Origin of the sequence: Nesterenkonia aerolata, from assembly GCF_031470965.1 — a bacterium.
GTDB lineage: Bacteria > Actinomycetota > Actinomycetes > Actinomycetales > Micrococcaceae > Nesterenkonia > Nesterenkonia aerolata.
In genome coordinates, this window is sequence record NZ_JAVKGR010000016.1 from 1 (window position 1) to 19989 (window position 19989).

15 protein-coding genes and 1 pseudogene are annotated in these 19989 nt (G+C 67.7%); 4 read left to right on the forward strand and 12 right to left on the reverse strand.

Going from position 1 to position 19989, the window contains the following annotated elements; genetic code table 11:
• The 6 genes and pseudogenes from RIL96_RS10960 to RIL96_RS10985 form a co-directional block, all read right to left on the reverse strand.
• Positions 1-1560, reverse strand: a pseudogene (locus tag RIL96_RS10960) (hypothetical protein); the annotation flags it as partial.
• A 1-nt stretch (position 1561) separates the two neighbouring features.
• On the reverse strand, positions 1562-3121 hold the full coding sequence (hpaE, locus tag RIL96_RS10965; RefSeq protein WP_310549063.1) for a 5-carboxymethyl-2-hydroxymuconate semialdehyde dehydrogenase: 1560 nt from the start codon (positions 3119-3121) through the stop codon (positions 1562-1564).
• Positions 3122-3230: 109 nt separating this feature from the next.
• Entirely contained in the window at positions 3231-3899 is a 669-nt protein-coding gene (locus RIL96_RS10970; RefSeq protein WP_310549064.1) for a GntR family transcriptional regulator, read from the reverse strand.
• On the reverse strand, positions 3896-5503 hold the full coding sequence (locus RIL96_RS10975) for a fumarylacetoacetate hydrolase family protein (RefSeq protein WP_310549065.1): 1608 nt from the start codon (positions 5501-5503) through the stop codon (positions 3896-3898). Before RIL96_RS10975 ends, RIL96_RS10970 begins: the two co-directional genes overlap by 4 nt.
• 207 nt (positions 5504-5710) lie before the next feature.
• Positions 5711-6445, reverse strand: a complete 735-nt coding sequence (locus RIL96_RS10980) for a rhomboid family intramembrane serine protease (protein WP_310549066.1) — start codon at positions 6443-6445, stop codon at positions 5711-5713.
• Between the two features lie 144 nt (positions 6446-6589).
• Entirely contained in the window at positions 6590-7135 is a 546-nt protein-coding gene (locus RIL96_RS10985; protein ID WP_310549067.1) for a peptidylprolyl isomerase, read from the reverse strand.
• A gap of 204 nt (positions 7136-7339) precedes the next feature.
• Between RIL96_RS10985 and RIL96_RS10990 the strand changes: the two genes are divergently transcribed.
• On the forward strand, positions 7340-8269 hold the full coding sequence (locus RIL96_RS10990; protein ID WP_310549068.1) for a hypothetical protein: 930 nt from the start codon (positions 7340-7342) through the stop codon (positions 8267-8269).
• A 165-nt stretch (positions 8270-8434) separates the two neighbouring features.
• On the opposite strand, the gene RIL96_RS10995 is transcribed toward RIL96_RS10990, so the two are convergent.
• A complete protein-coding gene (locus RIL96_RS10995) occupies positions 8435-8743 on the reverse strand; it encodes a cell division protein CrgA (protein ID WP_310549069.1) in 309 nt (102 codons plus the stop codon).
• Positions 8744-8943: 200 nt separating this feature from the next.
• On the opposite strand from RIL96_RS10995, the gene RIL96_RS11000 reads away from it, so the two are divergent.
• The 3 genes from RIL96_RS11000 to RIL96_RS11010 are packed head-to-tail and all read left to right on the forward strand — an operon-like array spanning position 8944 to position 10594.
• Positions 8944-9741, forward strand: a complete 798-nt coding sequence (locus RIL96_RS11000) for a class E sortase (protein ID WP_310549070.1) — start codon at positions 8944-8946, stop codon at positions 9739-9741.
• 2 nt (positions 9742-9743) lie between these two features.
• Positions 9744-9950: a hypothetical protein gene (locus tag RIL96_RS11005; RefSeq protein ID WP_310549071.1), complete on the forward strand. Its 207-nt coding sequence runs from the start codon at positions 9744-9746 to the stop codon at positions 9948-9950.
• A gap of 2 nt (positions 9951-9952) precedes the next feature.
• Entirely contained in the window at positions 9953-10594 is a 642-nt protein-coding gene (locus RIL96_RS11010; RefSeq protein WP_310549072.1) for an anthranilate synthase component II, read from the forward strand.
• A gap of 132 nt (positions 10595-10726) precedes the next feature.
• Here the strand turns inward: RIL96_RS11010 and RIL96_RS11015 are convergent, their stop codons facing one another.
• Genes RIL96_RS11015 through RIL96_RS11035 form a run of 5 tightly spaced genes read right to left on the reverse strand, consistent with a single transcriptional unit; the run spans position 10727 to position 19986 of the window.
• A complete protein-coding gene (locus RIL96_RS11015; RefSeq protein ID WP_310549073.1) occupies positions 10727-13093 on the reverse strand; it encodes a protein kinase domain-containing protein in 2367 nt (788 codons plus the stop codon).
• Complete coding sequence (locus tag RIL96_RS11020; protein WP_310549074.1) at positions 13090-15222, reverse strand: serine/threonine protein kinase; 2133 nt, start codon at positions 15220-15222, stop codon at positions 13090-13092. The genes RIL96_RS11015 and RIL96_RS11020 overlap by 4 nt, the downstream gene beginning before the upstream one ends.
• Positions 15219-16664, reverse strand: coding sequence for a peptidoglycan D,D-transpeptidase FtsI family protein (locus RIL96_RS11025; protein WP_310549075.1), 1446 nt, complete (start codon positions 16662-16664; stop codon positions 15219-15221). Before RIL96_RS11025 ends, RIL96_RS11020 begins: the two co-directional genes overlap by 4 nt.
• A complete protein-coding gene (locus RIL96_RS11030; RefSeq protein ID WP_310549076.1) occupies positions 16661-18172 on the reverse strand; it encodes an FtsW/RodA/SpoVE family cell cycle protein in 1512 nt (503 codons plus the stop codon). The genes RIL96_RS11025 and RIL96_RS11030 overlap by 4 nt, the downstream gene beginning before the upstream one ends.
• Positions 18169-19986: a PP2C family protein-serine/threonine phosphatase gene (locus RIL96_RS11035; RefSeq protein WP_310549077.1), complete on the reverse strand. Its 1818-nt coding sequence runs from the start codon at positions 19984-19986 to the stop codon at positions 18169-18171. Before RIL96_RS11035 ends, RIL96_RS11030 begins: the two co-directional genes overlap by 4 nt.
• Positions 19987-19989 lie beyond the last annotated feature (3 nt).

Consider the following 19989-nt stretch of genomic DNA (forward strand, 5'->3'; position numbering starts at 1 on the left):
TCCTATGTGAGGCACGGGAATCATTTCGCGGGCAACTTGACTTGAGGCACCTCGGGGCGATGACGGCGGCGTCGGCTGTGCCGGTGGTCGTGAGGCGATCAGGTGGACCGGCCAGCCCAGCAGGGCGGCGGAGGCGATGACAGCGATGCTGCCCAGCCGGATCGAAGAATCTCCGGCAGCGATGGCATCGACCCACACGGAGGCGAAGAGCAGCGAGGAGAGCAGGCTGGCTGCTATCAGCGCCCACCCCACGAGCCGGCTCACCGGGCGCGGGACCCCTGCAGCGTGGCTGCGCTGGAGGCAGAGGACTCCGGAGTGGAACCAGAGGGTGCTTCCGAGGATGAACAGCGCGGCGATCAGGAGGTCCAGCACCGGGGCGCCCAGCGGTGGCCGCCACCACATCGGGGGCAGCAGTCCCAGCCCGGCCCACAGCGGAGCAGTGAGCAGCAGGATTGCCACGCCCACGCCCAGTGAGGCCCACAGCGCCCGAGGCAGCCGTCGATGCCCCAGCCACAGCCCGATGCCGGGACGGTGCAGCGCGAACAGGCTCAGCGGACCGATGACGACCACGCTGATCACGACGACGGCGGCCGCCCCGGACTCTCCGGCGAGCCACAGCACCACGGTCACCAGGGCCCAGAGCACCGCCCAGATCAGCAGTGCGCCCCCTATCAGTGAGGCCCAGGGCGCCGGTCCGAAGGTGGTGGGCACAGGCCCCGGCGGTGTCAGTGACGGTGTCAGCGGTGGTGTCAGAGGCGGCGTCAGGTACTGCGGACGTGACGGGTGTGCCGCGGGTGGTTCCGGTGTTGGTGTCGGTGCTGGTGTCGCCGCGGCACGGAACGGGCCGTCATCTGCCGGCGGCGGCCCGAGCGGCTCCCGCGCCACGGAGGCGCGGTACCAGAGCAGCAGGATCAGATAGACCGCTGCGCCGCTGAGACCCAAGGCCCCGAAGAGCAGCAGCAGTGCACCGATATCCGCGCTCGGCGTCAGCATCCGGAAGACAGCCAGGAGCAGCCCGCCGATCAGCGACACCAGGAACATCGGCCCACCGATGGCCACGCCGATGAGCAGCGTGTTCCACCGCGCCGTCATCCGCAGCATGAACAGCCCCGAGGCCACCGGCCAGGCCAGCATGGCCAGCGCGTACCCGTAGAACGCCAGCCACGCCGTCGCGTCCTCGGGGATCTCGGCCACCAGTGATCCGGCCGGATGACGATGAGCCTGGAGACCAGCCAGAGGGGTCAGCAGCACGGCCAGGAGCACCAGTCCGGTGGCCTGAGACATCAGCAGCAGCCGCAGAAAGCGCGGACTCTGCGGGCGATAGTCGTTGTTCGAGGGGTTGGCGCGCAGGAACACCGGGTAGAAACCCTGCAGACCCACCCAGGCGATCAGCAGATAGCCGGGGTCCATCGGCGTGGAGTCCGGCCGGCGCCCCGGAATCAGCTCGGCCCCGGCCGCCAGCATCAGCAGCGCCAACAGCGCGTAACTCAGGGACCACAGCCCCAGCGTCCGCGCCCAGGCCCTCACCCAGGAGAACTCGTCCTCCTGGGTGAATGTCACCTCACGCATCGTCCTTGCCGAAGACCGGGTTGTGGACCTCACCGAGGTTGATGTGCACAGCCTGCTGATCGGTGTAGAAATCGATCGAGCGGTACCCGCCCTCGTGACCCAGTCCCGAGGCCTTGACCCCGCCGAACGGGGTGCGCAGATCCCGGACGTTGTTCGAGTTCAGCCACACCATCCCGGCCTCGACGTTCTGCGAGAAGTTGTGGGCGCGCTTGAGATCATTGGTCCAGATATAGGCCGCCAGCCCGTAGCGGGTGTTGTTCGCCAGCTCGAGCGCCTCCTCCTCCGTGTCGAAGGGCGTGATGGCGACGACGGGACCGAAGATCTCCTCCTGGAAGATCCGCGCCTCGGGGGAGACATCGGCGAAGACGGTCGGCCGGACGAAGTTACCCTCTGGGAACTGTTCAGGACGTCCGCCGCCGGCCACCAGCTTCGCCTCCTGCGTGCCCAGTTCCACATAGCTCATGACCTTCTCGAAGTGCTCCGGGTGCACCAGGGCACCGACTTCGGTCTTCTCATCCTGGGGCAGCCCGACCTTCACCCGGTCTGCCTGAGCGGCGTAGCGAGAGACGAACTCGTCGTAGATGCTGCGCTGGACCAGGATGCGGGAACCGGCGGTGCAGCGCTCGCCGTTGAGGGAGAACACCCCGAAGATCGTGGCGTCGATCGCGGTCTCCAGGTCGGCGTCCTCGAAGATCACCGCCGGGGACTTCCCGCCCAGCTCCATGGACAGGCCCTTGAGCTGCGGGGCCGCGTTGGCGAAGATGATCTGCCCGGTAGTGGACTCCCCGGTGAAGGAGATCAGCGGCACATCCGGGTGCTTGACCAGCGAATCTCCCGCGTAGCCCTCCTCACCGTAGCCGTTGACCAGGTTGAAGACCCCTGCCGGCAGCCCGGCCTCCTCGAAGATGCCCGGCCACAGCGAGGCCGAGAGCGGGGTGAACTCCGCGGGCTTGAGCACCACCGTGTTTCCGGTGGCGATGGCCGGGGCCAGCTTCCAGGACTCCAGCATGAACGGGGTGTTCCACGGGGTGATGAGCCCGGCCACGCCGATGGGCTTGCGGTTGACGTAGTTCGCCTGACGGCCGGGGACCTTGAAGGCGTCATCGTGCTGGGCGACGATCAGATCGGCGAAGAACCGGAAGTTCTCTGCGGCGCGCTTGGCCTGACCCAGGGCCTGGGTGATCGGCAGCCCGGTGTCGAAGCACTCCATCTGCGCCAGGTCCTGACCACGGGACTCGACGATGTCAGCGATGCGGTGCAGCACCTTCGCGCGCTCGCGGGGCAGCATCAAGGGCCACGGACCGTTCTCGAAGGCGTCCTTCGCCGCGGCGACGGCGGCGTCGATGTCGGCCGGCTTGCCCGAGGCCGCGCGGATGTAGGGGCGGTTGGTCACCGGGTCGAGGACCTCGAAGGTCTCGCCGTCGAGCGAGTCGACGAACTGCCCGCCGATGTAGTGGCGCAGCACCTCGGGCAGGTCCGCTGGGGGCGTCTGGCTGGTCTGTTCGGTGGTCTGTTCGCCGGTCTGTTGGGTGGTCTGCTGGGTCTCGGTCATCGTGTTCTTCCTCCTGCAGTAGGGGCGTCCGGAAGGTCTGGGGTGGTTCAGGGTTCAGCGAGAGGGTCTGGCTCAGGGCGTCGGGCTCAGCCGGGCCCAGGCGCTGGGCTCACGGTGTGCTCTGTGAGGTGGCGCGGTAGGCGGCTACGGTCTTCCACCGGTGCTGGCGTACCGCCAGCTCCACCTCCAGGGCATCGGCACCGGTGCGGATGAGGGTGAGGATCTGTTCGTGCTCGGCCACTGACTCACCGGCGCGGTCGGGCACGAAGCTGAACGTGGAGCGGCGCAGCCCGGCCAGCCGGTGCCATCCGCGGCCGACCAGCTCATGGATATGCGGGTTGGGGCAGCGGCTGAACAGGACGCGGTGGAACTGTTCGTTCAGGGAGGTGAATCGCATCGGGTCGAAGTTCTCGAGCAGGTGGCGCATCTGAGTGTTCAGCGCTTCAGCGCGTTCGAGGTCCTGTGCGGTGAGCTCTGGCAGGGCCAGCGAGGTGGCCACCCCTTCCAGGGCACCCAGGGCCTCCATCGTGTCGTGGTACGCCTCTTCGTCGATCGTGGCGACGCGGGCACCGACGTTCTTCTCGAACTCGACGAGTCCCTCGGCCTCCAACCGGCGCACCGCTTCGCGCACCGGGACCACGGAGACCTCCAGCTCGGCAGCGATCGGACCGAGCACCAGCCGGTACCCGGGACTGAACTCGCGGGAGAGGATCCGCTCGCGCAGCCAGTCGTAGGTCCGCTGCGATTTGCTCGTCGCGGGGGCGGTCTCCGTGGTCACCCGCGGTGTTCCTGCGCCTCATACGCCGCCCGCCACTGCGCATTCATCGGGAACAGCCCGTCCACCGGATGCCCGGCGGCGACCTGCTCCGCCACCCAAGCGTCCTCGGCCTCCTTGGCCAGCGCGGCGTCAGCGGCCTCCTCGGCGATGTCCGGGGGCAGCACCAGCACACCGTCGTCATCGCCGACGATGATGTCACCGGGCATCACGGTCGCCCCGCCGCAGGCCACGGCGACGTCGACGTCCCAGGGCACATGCTTGCGGCCCAGCACCGCGGGATGGGCGCCGAGGGAGAACACCGGCAGGCCGATCTCGGCGACGGCCGCGTAGTCGCGGACTCCGCCGTCGGTGACCACACCGGCGGCGCCACGGGCTTTGGCGCGCAGGGCGAGGATGTCACCGAGCGTGCCGGAACCGGTCTCTCCGCGGGCCTCGATGATCAGGACCTCGCCCTCGCCGACGGTGTCGAAGGCGCGTTTCTGGGCGTTGTAGCCGCCGCCGTGGGACGTGAACAGGTCCTCCCGGTTGGGGACGAAGCGCAGAGTCTTCGCCGTACCGACCAGTGTGGTGCCGGGACGCTGGGAGCGCACGCCGTCGATGGCGACGTTGTTCAGCCCGCGCTTGCGCAGCTCCTGGGCGAGCCCGGCCACCGGGACGCGCTCGAGCTTCTCACGCAGGGCGGCGGTGAGAGCGGAGCCGGATGTTGCGGATGGTTCGGTGGGTTTGGCCGTCGGGCTAGTGGCGGTCTCAGTGACGGTTCCAGTGGTGTGATCGGTGAGGCCGTCGTCATCAGGAGTCTCTTCCCGCGCAGGCAGGCCCGCGGCCGCACGCGAACCCCAGGCTTCCTCACGCTGGTGGTCATCCACGCTCGGGCCGGAGCCCAGGGCCGGATCGAAGGAGCCCTCACCCTCGACGATGTGGGTGATCAGCCGACCTGTGGACGGTGCACCCGGAGTCTCAGGGGCGTCCACCTCGACTTCGACGACGTCGCCGGGGACTGCGACGGTGGCACCGGCCGGGGTGCCGGTGAGGATCAGGTCACCGGGCTGCAGCGTCAGGTGCTGGGAGAGATCGGCAACCAGCTGGGCCAGCGGGAAGATCATGCCTGCAGTGGTGTCCTGCTGGACCAGCTCGCCGTTGCGCCAGGTGCGCAGCCGCAGGGCGGAGGGATCCACGCTGCGGGCATCGATCAGCTGCGGGCCGACGGGGGTATAGCCGTCGCGGCCCTTGTTACGGACGTTGGAGCCCTTGTCATTGCTGCGCAGATCGTAGAGGCCGAGGTCATTGGAGGCGGTGATCCATCCGACGTGTCCCCACGCCTGCTCCAGCGGTACGGTGCGCGCCGGGGTGCCGATGATCAGCGCGACTTCCCCCTCGAAGCCCAGCAGTTCAGTGCCGACGGGGCGTGCCGCCTGCCCCCCGGAGGAGGCCAGGGAGCTTGTGGGCTTGAAGAAATAGGAGGGTGCGTCGGGACGCCGTCCGCGTTCTGCGGCGCGTGACTCATAGCTGATGTGGACGGCGATGATCTTTCCAGGCGCCGGAGGACCGGCTTGAGCTGCTTGGTGCGGGCCTGCGGGAGTCTCAGGTGCAGCGGATCCGGTCACAGGGCGCCCTCCAGAAATGTGGTCCAGCTCATATGTATATACGAAGATATACGATCTGCTCCAGAGCGACAAGAGCCGCTGCTGAGAGGTGTCAATACCGCCTCAGCACCCTGTGGAGACTGTGAATCACACATGTGTAGTTTCTTCCACACTGTGGAAAACAGCTGTGGAAAACCCGGAGCACCGCGGACTCAGGCACCAACCACCTCAGGCACCGACCAGATCCGCATAGCTGGGCATCCCCAGCCACGCCAGCACGCCCAACAGCATTCCAACACCCAGCAGACCGAGCGCCTGGTACATCCCGCGACGTCGGCCCTTCGGCGCGTAGGCGATCACCAGAGCGCACAGGACGCCGGTGACCAGACCACCCAGATGCCCCTGCCAGGAGATGTTCGGCACCGCAAAGCTGAAGACCAGGTTCACCGCCAGCAGCACCGCGATCCCGCCGACCTGCCCGCCGGCCGAACGCATCAGCACGAACAGTGCGCCGAAGAGACCGAAGACGATGCCCGAAGCCCCCAGAGTCGGGGTCTGCAGCGCGCTGAGCCACAGCACCGCCGTCGATCCGCCGATCGAACTGAGCAGCAGCAGCGCCCCGTAGCGCCACCATCCCAGCGCAGGCTCCAGCACACGGCCGATGAACCAGAGGGCAAGCATATTGAACGCCAGATGCATGATGTTGCCCGGTGAATGCACCAGCGAGGAGCTGAGCATCCGCCAGGGTTCAAACCACACTTCAGAGAAGGCCACCGGTGCGAAGGCCATGGCGTCGGTGACGGTGCCCGAGATCAGCTGCAGCACGTACATCACCGCACACAGTGCGATCAGCCCATAGGTCAGCAGGGGACGGCCGCTGCCCGAGGTGGCGCCGAACCGGGTGCGCGGCGCCGGACGCTGCCGTGCCGCCTGGTGCACACAGTCCACACAGTGGAACCCCACCGGAGCCTGGACCAGGCACTCAGGGCAGGCCGGGCGCTCGCAGCGCTGACAGCGCAGCCCCGTGGCACGGTCAGGGTGACGGACACACGACGGGGCCGCCCCCGGTGGGACGGCCCCGTCGTCGTGATGCGCAGTGATGATGGATCAGAGCTCGGTGATCTCGATGGTCTCGATGACCACGTCCTCCTTGGGACGGTCGCGCATGTCCGTGCGCACCTTGTTGAGCTCGTCGACGACCTTGCGGGACTCCTCATCGGTGACCGCGCCGAAGATCGTGTGCTTGCCCTGCAACCAGGTGGTCGGCACTGTGGTGATGAAGAACTGTGAACCGTTGGTGCCCCGGCCGTTGCGCACACCGGCGTTCGCCATCGCCAGCTTGTACGGCTCGGTGAAGTCCAGCTCCGGGTGGATCTCGTCGTCGAACTGGTACCCCGGGCCGCCGACGCCCATGCCCAGTGGGTCACCGCCCTGGATCATGAAGTCGGCGATGATCCGGTGGAACACGGTGCCGTCATACAGCGGCGTGCTGACCTTCTCCTCCCCGGACTCCGGGTGGGTCCAGGTGATCTCACCGGTGGCCAGACCGACGAAGTTCTTCACCGTCTTCGGGGCGTGGTGGCCGAAGAGCTCCAGGGTGATGTCCCCGGCGGAGGTGCGGATAGTGGCCTGATGGGTTGCTACAGCAGTCATGGCACCCATCATCTCATCACCGGAGGCCGCATGTGTGCCACGTCCGCGCCGTCGGCAGACCCTCGCGGGGTGGCCGGCGGCGCCGGTGCAGGTCAGGATGCAGGTCAGGCGGTGCCCGGGCCGGTTCGGGCGCGTCATGGCGGGGGACCCCCGCAAAGTCGTAGGCTGGGGAGAGCGCACACGATCCTGAATCGGAGGACATGCATGTTCGGCAAGAAGAAGAAGGCATCCCACACCTGGCGGCACAACGTGCTCGCCGGCGTCGACTCCGCCCGCGACTGGACGGCTCCGAAGCTGGCCCAGGCCGCCGACTGGGCCGAGGACGCCTACCGGAAGGGTGCTCCGAAGGTGCAGGACGCCTCGCAGCGGGTGCTGCACCAGGCCAGCACTGGTGCATCTGCCGCCGGTGAGAAGATCCGCGGCTACTCCTCGCGTGCGGCCTCGGCCGTCGGCGACCAGGCGGATAAGCAGTACCGTCGCCTCTCCCCGCAGACCAAGGCGCAGATCGACCAGGCCCGCGCGAAGTACGACGACGCCAAGCACCAGGTCACCCACCGGTACGTGCCGGAGGCCTCGGCCCGCCTCGGTGACTACGCCGACCGCACCGCCAAGCTCATCCACAAGGCTGAGGTGGACCCGCGTGTGGAGAAGGCCCTGATCAAGGCCACCGGTGATAAGAAGATTGTCAAGAAGCTGCGGAAGAGCTCTGAGAAGTACGCCAAGGACGCGGCGAAGTCGCTGAAGAAGCAGCAGCGTAAGCAGTCCCGCCGCAAGGGCCTGCTGGTCTTCGGACTGGTGGCCGCCGGTGTGACCGCCGCCGTCGCCGCTTGGCGTGCCTCACAGCCGGTGGAGGACCCGTGGAAGAAGCCGCAGCCGGTCTCCGCGAAGTCCACTGACTCCACCCCGATCAAGCCGGTGGAGACCCGGACCCCGGCCGAGCAGGCGCCGACGTCGGCGGCTCCGGCTGCCCCGGCGGCACCCAAGCCCGCCGCTGGGCAGGCTGAGACGAAGCCGGAGGAGAAGCCCGCTGAGAAGTCGGCCGCGCCGAAGGCCGATGAGTCCGGCCAGAAGAATGAGGGCAAGGAAGGCAAGGACGAGGGCACGGCCACGCCGAAGCCCAAGCCCGCCACCTGATCCTCATCGCTCATCACGTGGGGCCCGCACCGTCACCGGTGCGGGCCCCACGTGCATCTTCAGCTCCCACCCACCACCCACCCAGACACAAAAATCCGAACTCTCTGCGTAATCCGTGCCTTATAGAGTCCGGATTACGCAGAGAGTTCGGATAAACGTGGGTGGTTACTGCCAGCGCATCATCATCAGGAAGCCGGTCATCGAGATGCCGAAGCCGATGACGATGTTCCAGTTCCCCGCTGCTCCCCAGGGCAGCAGCCCGTCGGTGATGTACCACACCACCATCCACAACAGGCCCAGGATCAGCAGCCCGATCATGGTCACCCGGTACCAGGTGGGCAGCCCCTCGTCCTCGAACTCCAGCTGCTCGACCTCCGGTTCGGCGCGGAACGTGCTCGACGCCGTCCGCTCGGCCTCGCCCTGCGGCGAGGACTGCGCGCCACGACGGTTCTTCCGCTTCTTCGACTCTGGCACGGTAGGGTGATCCTCCCGGTCGGTGGGACATCGGCTGCCCAAGACCACTGCGGTTCATACCCCGAACGGGTCCTGAGGCCGACGTCGACTTCGTCTATCCTGACAGTGTCCCCGAGTCTACCGGCTAGGATCTGTCCGGCTCAGAGACAGCACCGCCTCTGGCACACCCCTCTGGCCCCACCGGATCTGGAGCACCACTGATGACCCCACCGACCGGCCCGCGGAAACGCCCGGGTCCGCTCACCCGGGCCGTCGGCGTCCTCGGCGAGCTGCTGCTCACCCTCGGTGCGCTCGGGCTGCTCTTCGTCCTCTGGGAGGTCTGGTGGACCGGCCTCGGCGCTGACGCCGAACGTGACCAGGCCGCCGGTGACCTCTTCGCCCATCTGGAGACCCTGGACGACGACGAAGACTCCGCAGGCTCCGATCAGGGATCGGCGACGCCGGGCGCCGAGCGGATCTACGAGCTGGCCGACGACACCGAAGTCATCGGAATGCTCTACATCCCCCGGCTGGAGGAGGACGGCACTCTGCCCATCCGTGAAGGAGTGGGGCCCGAATCCATCGACCGGATCGCCGTCGGACACTATCCGACCACCCAGATGCCCGGTGAACCGGGGAACTTCGCGTTGGCCGGGCACCGGGACATCTACGGCCGCATCCTCTTCGACCAGGACCAGCTCACCGCCGGTGACCGCATCTACGTCCAGAGCCCGGACGGCTATTTCACCTACGAGGTCACTGAGAGCTATGTCGTCCCACCGGATCGCGTTGAAGTGCTCGAACCCCTCCCCGGTGAGCCGGGCGAGGACCCCGGCGAGGACGCCGTACTGACCCTGACCACCTGTGATCCGCCCTATGTGGCCTCGGACCGGCTGATCACCCACGCCGAGCTGGTGGACTCCGTGCCGCTTTCGGACGGTCCGCCGGAGGCGATCAGCCAGCGGGTCGAAGCCGCCGCGGCATCCGGTCAGGGTCCCAGCCTCGAGAGGGAGGACTGAGCATGTACGCTTGGCTGTTCCGAAGCCTCCCGGGCCCGCTGTGGGTGCGCATCGGGATCACCCTGGTTCTGCTGGCCGCGGTGTTCCTGCTGCTCATGGAAGTCGTCTTCCCCTGGGCCAACCAATTCAACCCGCTGAACGAATCAACGATGGACCTGGAGGCGGCTGCCGTCGGCACGGAGCCGACAGGTCCGGGGCAGGAGCAGTGACGATGGCGCGCACATCCATCCTGGTGATCGACAACTACGACAGCTTCGTCTACACCCTGGTCGGCTATCTGCGTGAGCTCGGGGCCGAGGCCACTGTGCTGCGCAATGATGCCGTCTCACTGCCGCAGGCCTGCCAGATGGCCGACGAGCATGACGGAGTGCTGATCTCCCCCGGACCAGGCGCCCCCCACGAGGCGGGCGTCACCGTCGGGCTGACCCGCCACTGCGCGGAGGCTGAGATCCCGCTGCTCGGCGTCTGCCTGGGCCACCAGGGGCTGGGTGAGGCCTTCGGCGCCGTGGTCACCCACGCTGAACAGCTCATGCACGGCAAGACCAGTACGGTCACTCACACCGGGCACCGCTCCTTCGCCGGACTCCCGGAGCGCTTCGTGGCCACCCGGTACCACTCACTGGTGGTGGCACCGGACTCAGTGCCCGAGGAGCTGGAGGTCACCGCCACCACCGATGACGGCGTCATCATGGGCCTGGCCCACCGCAGCGCGCCGGTGTGGGGGATGCAGTACCACCCGGAGTCCGTGCTCACCGAGGGCGGATACCGGATGCTGGGGAACTGGCTGGAGGAGCTGGGGCTCACCGGTGCGGCCGCACATGCTGCGCGCCTGAACCCCATCCGGCACAGCTGAGCCGCCGCGCTCCGGGCGGCTCTCCGGGTCAGAGTGTGCCGGGCAAGAGCGTGCGAGGGAAGAGTGTGCTCAGGCAGAGGGCGTCAGGCGGACGGAGTCTCCGGGTGAGGGGAGGCTCAGGCCCGTGCGGCCTCAGTCATCGTCCCCGTCTCCGTTGTCGCTGTTGTCGCCGTTGCCATCGTCGCCTGAGTTGCCGTTGTCACCGTTACCGGAGTCGCCACCGTCGTTGTTGCCGTTGCCGTTGTCACCGCCGTTGTCCGAGGTGTCCTCATCCGTCGGTGAGGAGTCCTCAGTGGTCTCCTCCTCGTCCGGCTCCTCAGTGGTCTCCTCGTCCTCGGGTTCCTCGGTCTCGTCCTCGTCGGTCTCTTCGTCGTCCGGCTCTTCGGTGGTCTCCTCCTCGTCCGGCTCCTCAGTCTCATCATCGTCACCCTCGTCCTCCGGAGTGGGGTCCGGACGGGGAGGCGTGGAGATCGCCAGCGAGATGGTGGAGCCCTGCGGCACCTGAGAGCCGCCGGTGACATCTGTGCCGCCGGACTGCATAGACAGCACCTGCCCGGCGGGGACGTCACCGATCTCCCAGGTGTAGGTCGAGGCCTGCAGCCCGTAGTCGTTCTGCAGCAGCGCCACCGCCTCAGACTCGCTCATCCCGGTGACATCGGGCAGCTCCACCAGACCGTTGGAGAGCACCAGGTCGACCTCAGTGCCCCGGCTGACCATCGTGCCGGCCTCCGGGTCGAAATCGACGAGCATCCCCTCCTCCACTGTGGGGTGAGGCCCGTCGGTGACCTCGCCGACCTCCAGACCGACGTCCTCCAGCGCCTCGCGGGCCTCCTCCTCGGTGCTGCCCTGCAGCCCCTCCGGGACGGCGACCTGATCGGGGCCGGCAGAGATCAACAGCGTGACGTCATCCTCCGGGCCGACCCGCGTGCCGGCCTCCGGGTCGGTGCCGACGGCATGGTCCTCTTCGACGTCGTCGTCAGCGACGGTCTCGCTCTCCGGGTCGATGTCGGCGTCTTCGAGCTCCTCGACCGCCTCAGCCCGCGGCATCCCTGCCACATCCGGGATCTCCGTGTTCTGCGCATCGAGCATGCGCGTCAGCGCCCAGGCACCGACGGCGATCAGCAGCACCATCAGCACGATCCACAACCAGATCAGCCCGCGACGGCGCGAGGAGCCGCCGCGGGCCGCAGCCTCATGGACCGCCGGATCCTCCGGTGTGCGGGCCGAAGGCGCAGCAGCTGCTCCTGCACCGCCAGCCGCCGCTGCCCCCACTGCTGCCGGGACTGCGGCCACCGCCTGGGTGGGGTTCTCCTCCTGGTAGGCCGCCTCATGGGCCGAGGCCACATGGATGCCGCGCAGCGCATCTGAAAGCGCCTGATCGAACTCGGCCGCTGATTGGAAACGCAGCTCAGGGTCCTTCGCCAGCGCCTTGGCCACCACGGATTCCACCGCCGGAGAGACCGCAGCATTGAACCGAGACACCCGCGGCGGCTCCTCACGCACATGCTGGTACGCCACGGAGACCGGGGACTCACCCTGGAAGGGCGGCCGGTTGGTCAGCAGCTCGAAGAGCACACAGCCGGCGGAGTAGAGGTCCGAGCGGTGGTCGACGATCTCACCGCGGGCCTGCTCCGGAGACAGATACTGGGCAGTGCCGACCACAGTGGAGGTCTGGGTCATGGTGGAGGAGGTATCCGCCATCGCCCGGGCGATGCCGAAGTCCATGACCTTCACATCACCGGATTGGGTGACCATCACATTGGAGGGTTTGATGTCCCGGTGGACGATACCCCGCGAGTGGCTGTACCCCAGGGCCCCGAGGATTCCGGAGAGGTAGTCCACCGCTTCCTGATCTGAGACCGGCTTATTTAGGGCTTCATCGATCCGGGCCTGCAGCGGCGAGCCGACCTCTGCGGCCGGGCGGGGCTCCTCGGCGGACTCCGGTGCGGAATCGGCCAGATCAAGCACATCCGGGCCCTCCGGCACAGCATCCTCATCGCCCGGTACGGCGTCTGCATCGAAGGGAGAGCCGGCCTGAGTCTGCTCAGGATCCTCCTGCGGCGAGGAGCCGTGAGGCGCTGCGCCCACCGGCTCGGAGGAGCCGGCGGCCTGGTCCCGCCGACCCGTCTCCTGGGTGTCCTCACCCTCAGGCCGAGGAGTCCCGTGCATGATGTGGCGCAGCGTGACACCGTCCACGTATTCCATGACGATGAACGGGGTCTGCACGGCGTGTTCGTGGGAGTCCTCGACGTCGGTGCGCCCGGTGTCATAGACGCCGACGATATTCGGGTGGTTCAGTGAGGCCGAGGACTGCGCCTCCCGGCGGAAGCGCCCCTGAAACTGCGGATCCCGCGCGAGATCCGGACGCAGCATCTTGATCGCGACCTCACGGTCCAGGGAGAGATCATGGGCCAGGTACACATCGGCCATCCCGCCGCGCCCGATCAGTGAGGCGATGCGATAACGCTCATTGAGGATACGGTCGTCAGTTCCGTTCATCGTGAGCCTTCTGATTCGCCGGAGGCGGGAGCCTGATCGGCCGCGGTGACGGGGGCCTCCGCCGCGGCATCGGCGGAGGTGTTCGCGGCAGTCTCCGCGGTGTTCCCCACGGCGTTCCCCGTATTGCTCTGCGTGCTGTTCTGAGCGGTGCCCTGTGTACTGTCCTGTGCACTGTCGCCGCCGGGAGCACCGGTCCCGTCTCCACCGGGTGCGGTCTGCGTGCCCTGCTCCTGCGGGGCGGCGTCCTGCTGCGGGGACTCCTCGCCGTCGGGTGAGGGTGAGGCCTGCTCCGTGGGACTCGGTGTGGACTCGGCGGTCTCGCCCCCATCCGTCCCGCCCGTCGGGCTGGAGGTGGCGTCCTGATCGCCGTCGTCGTTCTGCTCCCCGGGGACGGCGGTGTCCTGCTGGGTGGGGGTGCTGCGTGATTCCTCTCCGCCCGAATAGTGCAGGGTGACTGTACTGCCCACCGAGACCTCACCGGTGGGTGAGACGTCGACGACGATGCCTGCCTGCTGCGCAGACTCCACCTCTTCCGTCTCGACCTCGAGACCCTCGCCCTCTAGGATCTCCGTGGCCTCCTCCACGCTCAGGCCGATCAGCTCGGCGGAGTCGACCTCCACGAGCTCCGCGTCTGCGGTGAAGGTCTCGGTGACCGTGGGCTGGGGCTCGGGCTCCTCATCGCCTAAGGCCGGCAGCACCAGCGCACCGAAGACCGCGAGCAGCAGCAGCCCGATCAGCGCGACCAGCGGCCATCGCCACGTCCCCCGGCGCGAGGACTTGGTCTCCGCGCCGGAGCGCTGCGTGCCCTCAGCGGCCGAAGCGCCCGCCGCCGCACCAGAGGCGTCCGATGTGCGCGCACCTGAGGTGCCGAGCCCGGCGGCAGGGAGCACACCGGTGTCCCGTGCGCCCTCACCCGTGCCCGGTAGCGGGCGGGCCGGATCCACCGGCTCCGAGGAGGTGCGAGCAGGTTCGGCGGAGAACTCGTCGCTGGCCTGGGCCGAGCCCTGAGCAGGTGTGTCGGGAGCTGCCTCAGCCTGTGATGCGGCAGAGGAATACGGTGCCGCCGCGGAGAACTGCTCCTCAGGAGGCTGCTCAGGCGTCCCCGCCGAGGGTGCACCCGCTGATGTTGCCGCAGCGCCCGCCGCAGCACCGGCCCCGGCAGCCCCGGCGGCTGCAGCGCCACCGGCACGCGGCACCACCTGAGTCGGCTGTGTGGCCTGCTGGGTGGGGATCAGCTGAGTAGAATCGTCGGCATTGTCCGCCGTCAGGTGCTGGGACATCGTGGGCACTGCGGCCAGAGCGGCATCGAGGTCATGACGCAGCAGCGCATCAGAGGCCTCGGCCAGCTTCGTCGCATTGGCCGGACGGTCAGCCGGGTCCTTCGCCAGGGTGGCCATGATCAGTGCCCGCACCGGCTCCGGCACCGAATCCGGCAGCGGCGGCGGAGTGTCGTTGACCTGCTTCAGCGCGATCGCGATCTGAGCCTCACCGGTGAACGGCCGCTTCCCCGCCAACGCCTCATAGGCGATGATCCCCAGGGCATAGATGTCCGACGAGCCGGTGGCATGCTGCCCGGTGGCCTGCTCCGGGGAGAGGTACTGCACTGTGCCCATGACCTGCCCGGTGGCAGTCAGCGGCACCTGATCAGCCAGCCGTGCAATCCCGAAATCGGTGATCTTCACCCGACGGGTCGGGGTGATCAGCAGGTTCCCCGGCTTCACGTCCCGGTGGACCAGCCCCTGATCGTGGGCGACCTGCAGGGCTCGCGCCGTCTGGGCGATGATCGACAGCGTCTTCTCCCAGGCCAGCGTCCGATCCTTCTCCAGGATCACCGACAGTGGACGGCCGGGCACCAGCTCCATCACCAGGTACCCGGAACCGGCCTGCTCGCCGTAGTCATAGATATCGGCGATCCCCGGGTGGTTCAGCAGCGCGGTGTGCCGAGCCTCGGCGCGGAATCGGCGGAGGAACGCCTCATCGCCGGTGTACTCCTCTTTGAGGATCTTGATCGCCACCGTACGCCCGAGGACCTCATCGGAGGCTTTCCACACCTCGCCCATACCGCCGACGGCGATGCGCTCGGTGAGCTTATAACGGTCACCCATGAGGATGCCGACAGTCGGCCTCATTCCTCGATCACCGCCTCGAACATGGTCAGCATATTGGGCGCCGTGAGGCCCGTGCCGGTCTCGAACACGATCCTCTCATAGGCCACCGTGACGGCGTACTGCGGGTCGTCAGCCGGCGCGAATCCGGTGACCCACGAGTTCACCAGATCCGTGCCCCCGATCTGCCCGGTGCCGGTCTTCGCCGCGATGTCGATCGAGGAGTTCTGCGCCCGGTAGGCGGTGCCGTCCTCCACCGCGGCGATCATCAGCTCCGTCATCTCATCGGCGACCTCAGAGCTGATCGGCTGTCCCATCTCCTCCGGTTCGTGCTGCTCGATGACCTGCAGGTCCGAACCGCGCACCGACTCGATGAGGCTGGGCTGCATCATCGTGCCGCCGTTGGCGATCGCCATCGTCATCATGTTGATCTGCATCGGCGTGGCGGTGACGTCGTACTGACCGATCGAGGACTGGGCCAGCGCGGCGTCGGTGAGGTCCTCGGGGAAGTGCGAGGCGGTGACGGTCAGCGGGATCTGTGTCTCAGAGTTCCAGCCGAAGCTCTCGGCGGCCTCGCGGATCGGGTCCTCACCCATCTCCATCGCCGCCTCGGCGAAGGGAGTGTTGCAGGACTGGGCCGTGATGAACCGCAGGTCAGCCCGGGAACTGGTGTGACAGTTCCCGCCGAAGAAGTTCCCCAGCTGGGTCTGCGACTGCGGCAGGGTGATCTGGTCGGGGTTGTCCATCATGGTGTCCGGCGAATAGTCCCCGGAATCGAGCATGGCGGCCAGATCCACCAGTTTGAACGTCGAACCCGGGGCGATGGTCGAGTTGATCGGCCGGAAATAGTAAGGGCTCAGGCCCTCCACTGACTCGATCTCAGCCTTGTTCTCCGTGAACTGGCTGGTCGAATGCACCGCCAGCTCATTGGTGTCGAAGCTCGGCTTCGTGGCCATGGCCCTGATCTCACCGGTCTCGATATCGGTGACGATGATCGAGCCGCGCTCGCCGTCGGGCAGCGTGTCATAGGCCAGCTGCTGCAGCTCCGGGTCCAGAGTCAGCTCCACCTGGGCCCCCTCATTGGCCGAGCCGGTGAACAGGGAGGCCATCCGGTCGAAGAACTGGGAATCCGATTGCCCGGTCAGGTACTCGTTCATCGCCGACTCCAGACCGGTGGGCGGTTCGGCGATCGAGTAGAACCCGGTGATTCCGGCGTAGAGCTGGGGCTCGTGGTAGACCCGCTGATAGTCGAAGGCCGTCTCCGAGGGCACGGATTCGGCGATGGGTTCGCCGTCGACGGTGATGGTGCCGCGGTCAGCCCCGCGGTCCTGGTACATCTGCCGTACGTTGTTCGGATGCGCGTTGAGCTCATCGGTCATCGGCACCTGGATCACGCTCAGCGCGATGAACAGGGCCATGAACAGGCCGACGGAGACCACCCAGGTGTGACGGATCGCGTTGTTCACCGGCCACCTCCTGTCCCGGGCCGCAGCGGGGCCTCGTCCTGTTCCTCGAAGGTGGCGGCCTCCGCCTCAGCACGCGCCTGCGCATCGGCGCCCTCACCGGTGGACAGCCCGGTCTCAGCGGCCTCGGCGGTGGGGTTCTCGATGCCCGAGGCGGCATCTCCGGAGGCGTTGACCATCGGCCCGACGACGATCGGCCGCCGCGCAGAGTGCGAGATCAGCAGCACGATCGCCACGATCAACCAGTTGCCCAGCAGCGAGGAGCCCCCGGCGGCGAGGAACGGCGCGGTCAGCCCCGTCATCGGGATGACCCGGGTGATGCCGCCGAGGACGACGAAGATCTGCAGCACCAGCATCACCGCGAAGCCGACGGCCAACAGTTTGCCGAAGGCATCCCGGGTACCCAGGCCGGCGCGCATGAACCGGCTGAACAGCAGCAGGTAGAGCAGCAGCATGGCGGTCAGCCCGATGAGCCCGAGCTCCTCACCGAAAGCGGCGAGGATCATGTCCGAATTGGCCAGCGGCACCCGGTTCGGCATGCCTGAGCCCAGCCCGGTGCCGGTGAGACCGCCGTTGGCCAGGCCGAACATGCCCTGGACCACCTGCTCGGAGCCGCCGAACTCGCGCGAGTAGATGTCCTCGTCGAAGGCGTTGAGCCAGATGTCCACACGGGCGGCCACATGCGGGACGAACATCCAGGCCAACAGAGCTCCGGCGGCCACCAGCAGCATGCCGATGACGATCCAGGACAGCCGGGAGGTGGCCACGTAGATCATGGCCATGAACAGGCCGAAGAACATGATCGAGTTACCCAGGTCCGTCTGCACCACCAGCACGCCGATGGCGACCAGCCAGCCGATCATCAGCGGCGCGAGGTCCTGGATGCGGGGGAACTGCAGCGGACCGATCTTCCGGCCGGCCAACAGGATCAGATCACGGTTGTTCGCCAGGAACCCGGCGAAGAAGACGCCCAGAGCGATCTTCGCCAGCTCGGAGGGCTGGAAGGAGGCGAAACCGAGGTTCACCCAGATGCGGGCGCCGTTGATCTCCATCCCGATGCCCGGCAGCATCGGCAGGAACAGCAGCACCGTGCCGACCAGCAGCGAGAGGTAGGTCAGCTGCCGCAGCCGCCGGTGGTCCTGCAGGAACCACAGCAGCACCATGGCGATCGCCATCGACACCGCGGACCACAGCAGTTGCCGGTCGGCGACGACGCCGTCGCCTGCGGAGAGGTCCAACCGGTGGATCATCGCGATGCCCAGGCCGTTGAGGGTGACCACGATCGGCAGGATGAACGGGTCAGCGTATTTCGCGCGGACCCGCAGCACCACGTGGAAGGCGAGCACCAGGGCTGAGTAGATGGCCCCGTTGAGGTAGTAGCTCTCCTCGATGGGAGCGTCCATCGCCGCGGCGGTGACGATCTGCGAACCCACCGCGATGGTCAGCGCGATCAGCAGCAGGAACAGCTCCAGGTTCCGGCGTGTGGGAGGGCGGACGTCGGTCTGGCTCATCCGTTCTGACCTCCGTCCTCACCGGGGGACTCGGTCTGATCCTCATCGGGGGACTCGGAAGGCTCACCGTTGGAGGACTCGTCATCGGAGGACTCCTCGGTGTCCTCGTCGGCCTCGATGCCGGCCGACTGGCGAAGCTGTTCCACGATGCGATCGGCGTGGGCGCGGGAATCCGCGGGGATGCCGCCGGTGACCCGTTCACGCTGATACGAGGTCAGGTCATCGACGCTGATACCGGTCAGCTCATCGGACTCGGAGAGATCCCACGGACCCAGGGACTGGGCGACCCCGTTGAACACGGCGACCTCGCCGTCCTCTTCACCGACGTAGTACTGGGTCTGGGTCCAGATATAACCCAGGAACAGCACCGCGGCCAGCAGCACCGTGACCAGCCCCACCACAGTGGGCAGCAGCCACCCGATGCGCCGGGGGCGGCCGGATGCGGAGCGGGCGATGATCTCGTCCTCGAGATCGATCTCGTCGTCGACCTCCGCGGTGACGTCACTGGTCGTGTCAATGGTGGTGTCGCCGCTGGTGAACTCGCCTGAGGCGGTGTGCGGCGTCCCGGCTGTCTGTGCGCCGCCGGATTCAGTCCTCGGCGTGGACTGATCAGCAGAGGCCGTGGCGCTCGCCGTCGCAGTCTCCGAAGGATCTGTCTGCGCGGCGGTGACCGCGGCCGCCGGGGCTCCGGCCTGGGCGAGCATCTCGTCGTGCTCGTGACGGACCTGACGCAGCGGCTGACCGGTCAGCCGCGCGGCCAGCACCGGTTCGTCCACACTGCGGCGGACCAGCGGGATCATCCCGGTCTCAGTGGCCTGGGCGGCGGCGCCCACCAGACGGTGAGGCCGGGCCTCGAGGTCCTGGCCGAGCATCGAGGCCGCCAGCGGGGAGAGCTCGTCGTGGTCCTCCGGAGGGTGCTCGGAGAGGGCGTCCAGATTGACCACCGGCACCATCTCCATGGGGTGCTCGGCCTCTGTGGTGTCCTCCTCCGGGACGGGCAGCTCTTCCTGAGGCGGCTCGTAGACCTCGGAGGCCGAGGCGACGGCGGCCGGGGAGAGCGGTGTGGGCCGGTTGGCGGTCAGGTCCTCCTCGTCGGCCTCGACCACCTCCAGACACACCACGGTGACATTGTCCGGAGCGCCGCCGCCGATGGTCAGGTCCACCAGGTCATCGACGATGGACTCCAAGGTCTGGGTGGAACGCAGCTTCTGCTCGATCAGCCGATCCGAGACCACCGCGTTGAGCCCGTCGGAGCACAGCAGCCAGCGTTCCCCGGCCTCGACCGGGAAGGAGGTGATGTCGAGCTCGGGGGAGGCGTCGACGTCACCGAGCACGCGCATCAGGACGTTCTTATGCGGATGGTGCTCCGCTTGGGCGGGATCCAGGCGGCCTTCGTCGACGAGTCGCTGGACGAAGGTATGGTCCTTGCTGACCTGGCGGAACCGGCCCTTCTTCAGCCTGTAGGCCCGGGAGTCACCGATATGGGCGAACTGCATCCGGTCCCCGGTGATCAGCACGGAGGTGATGGTGGTCCCCATCCCGGCGAGCTTCGGATTCGCCTGGACCAGCCGGTTGAGGAAGGCGTTGGCGGTCTGAATCTCATCGGGCAGCACCGTTTCCGGGGCGGTGAAGCCCCGGGTATCCAGGTGAGCGAGGTCCAACACGGTGGAGGCGGAGGCCACATTGCCCCCGGCGTGGCCGCCCATGCCGTCGGCGACGACGCCGAAGTAGCGCCCGGCATAGCCGGAGTCGTCGTTCTTGGAGCGGACGACTCCGGTGTCGGAGCGGGCGGCGAAGCGGAAGACCAGTGACACGGG

Excerpts from the sequence above, each read along its gene's own strand:
- RIL96_RS11030 (WP_310549076.1), bottom strand. The coding sequence starts at position 18,172 with ATGAGCCAGACCGACGTCCGCCCTCCCACACGCCGGAACCTGGAGCTG.
- RIL96_RS11000 (WP_310549070.1), top strand. The coding sequence starts at position 8,944 with ATGACCCCACCGACCGGCCCGCGGAAACGCCCGGGTCCGCTCACCCGG.
- RIL96_RS10990 (WP_310549068.1), top strand. The coding sequence starts at position 7,340 with ATGTTCGGCAAGAAGAAGAAGGCATCCCACACCTGGCGGCACAACGTG.
- RIL96_RS11010 (WP_310549072.1), top strand. The coding sequence starts at position 9,953 with ATGGCGCGCACATCCATCCTGGTGATCGACAACTACGACAGCTTCGTC.
- RIL96_RS11020 (WP_310549074.1), bottom strand. The coding sequence starts at position 15,222 with ATGAGGCCGACTGTCGGCATCCTCATGGGTGACCGTTATAAGCTCACC.
- RIL96_RS11005 (WP_310549071.1), top strand. The coding sequence starts at position 9,744 with ATGTACGCTTGGCTGTTCCGAAGCCTCCCGGGCCCGCTGTGGGTGCGC.
- RIL96_RS10985 (WP_310549067.1), bottom strand. The coding sequence starts at position 7,135 with ATGACTGCTGTAGCAACCCATCAGGCCACTATCCGCACCTCCGCCGGG.
- RIL96_RS11015 (WP_310549073.1), bottom strand. The coding sequence starts at position 13,093 with ATGAACGGAACTGACGACCGTATCCTCAATGAGCGTTATCGCATCGCC.
- hpaE (WP_310549063.1), bottom strand. The coding sequence starts at position 3,121 with ATGACCGAGACCCAGCAGACCACCCAACAGACCGGCGAACAGACCACC.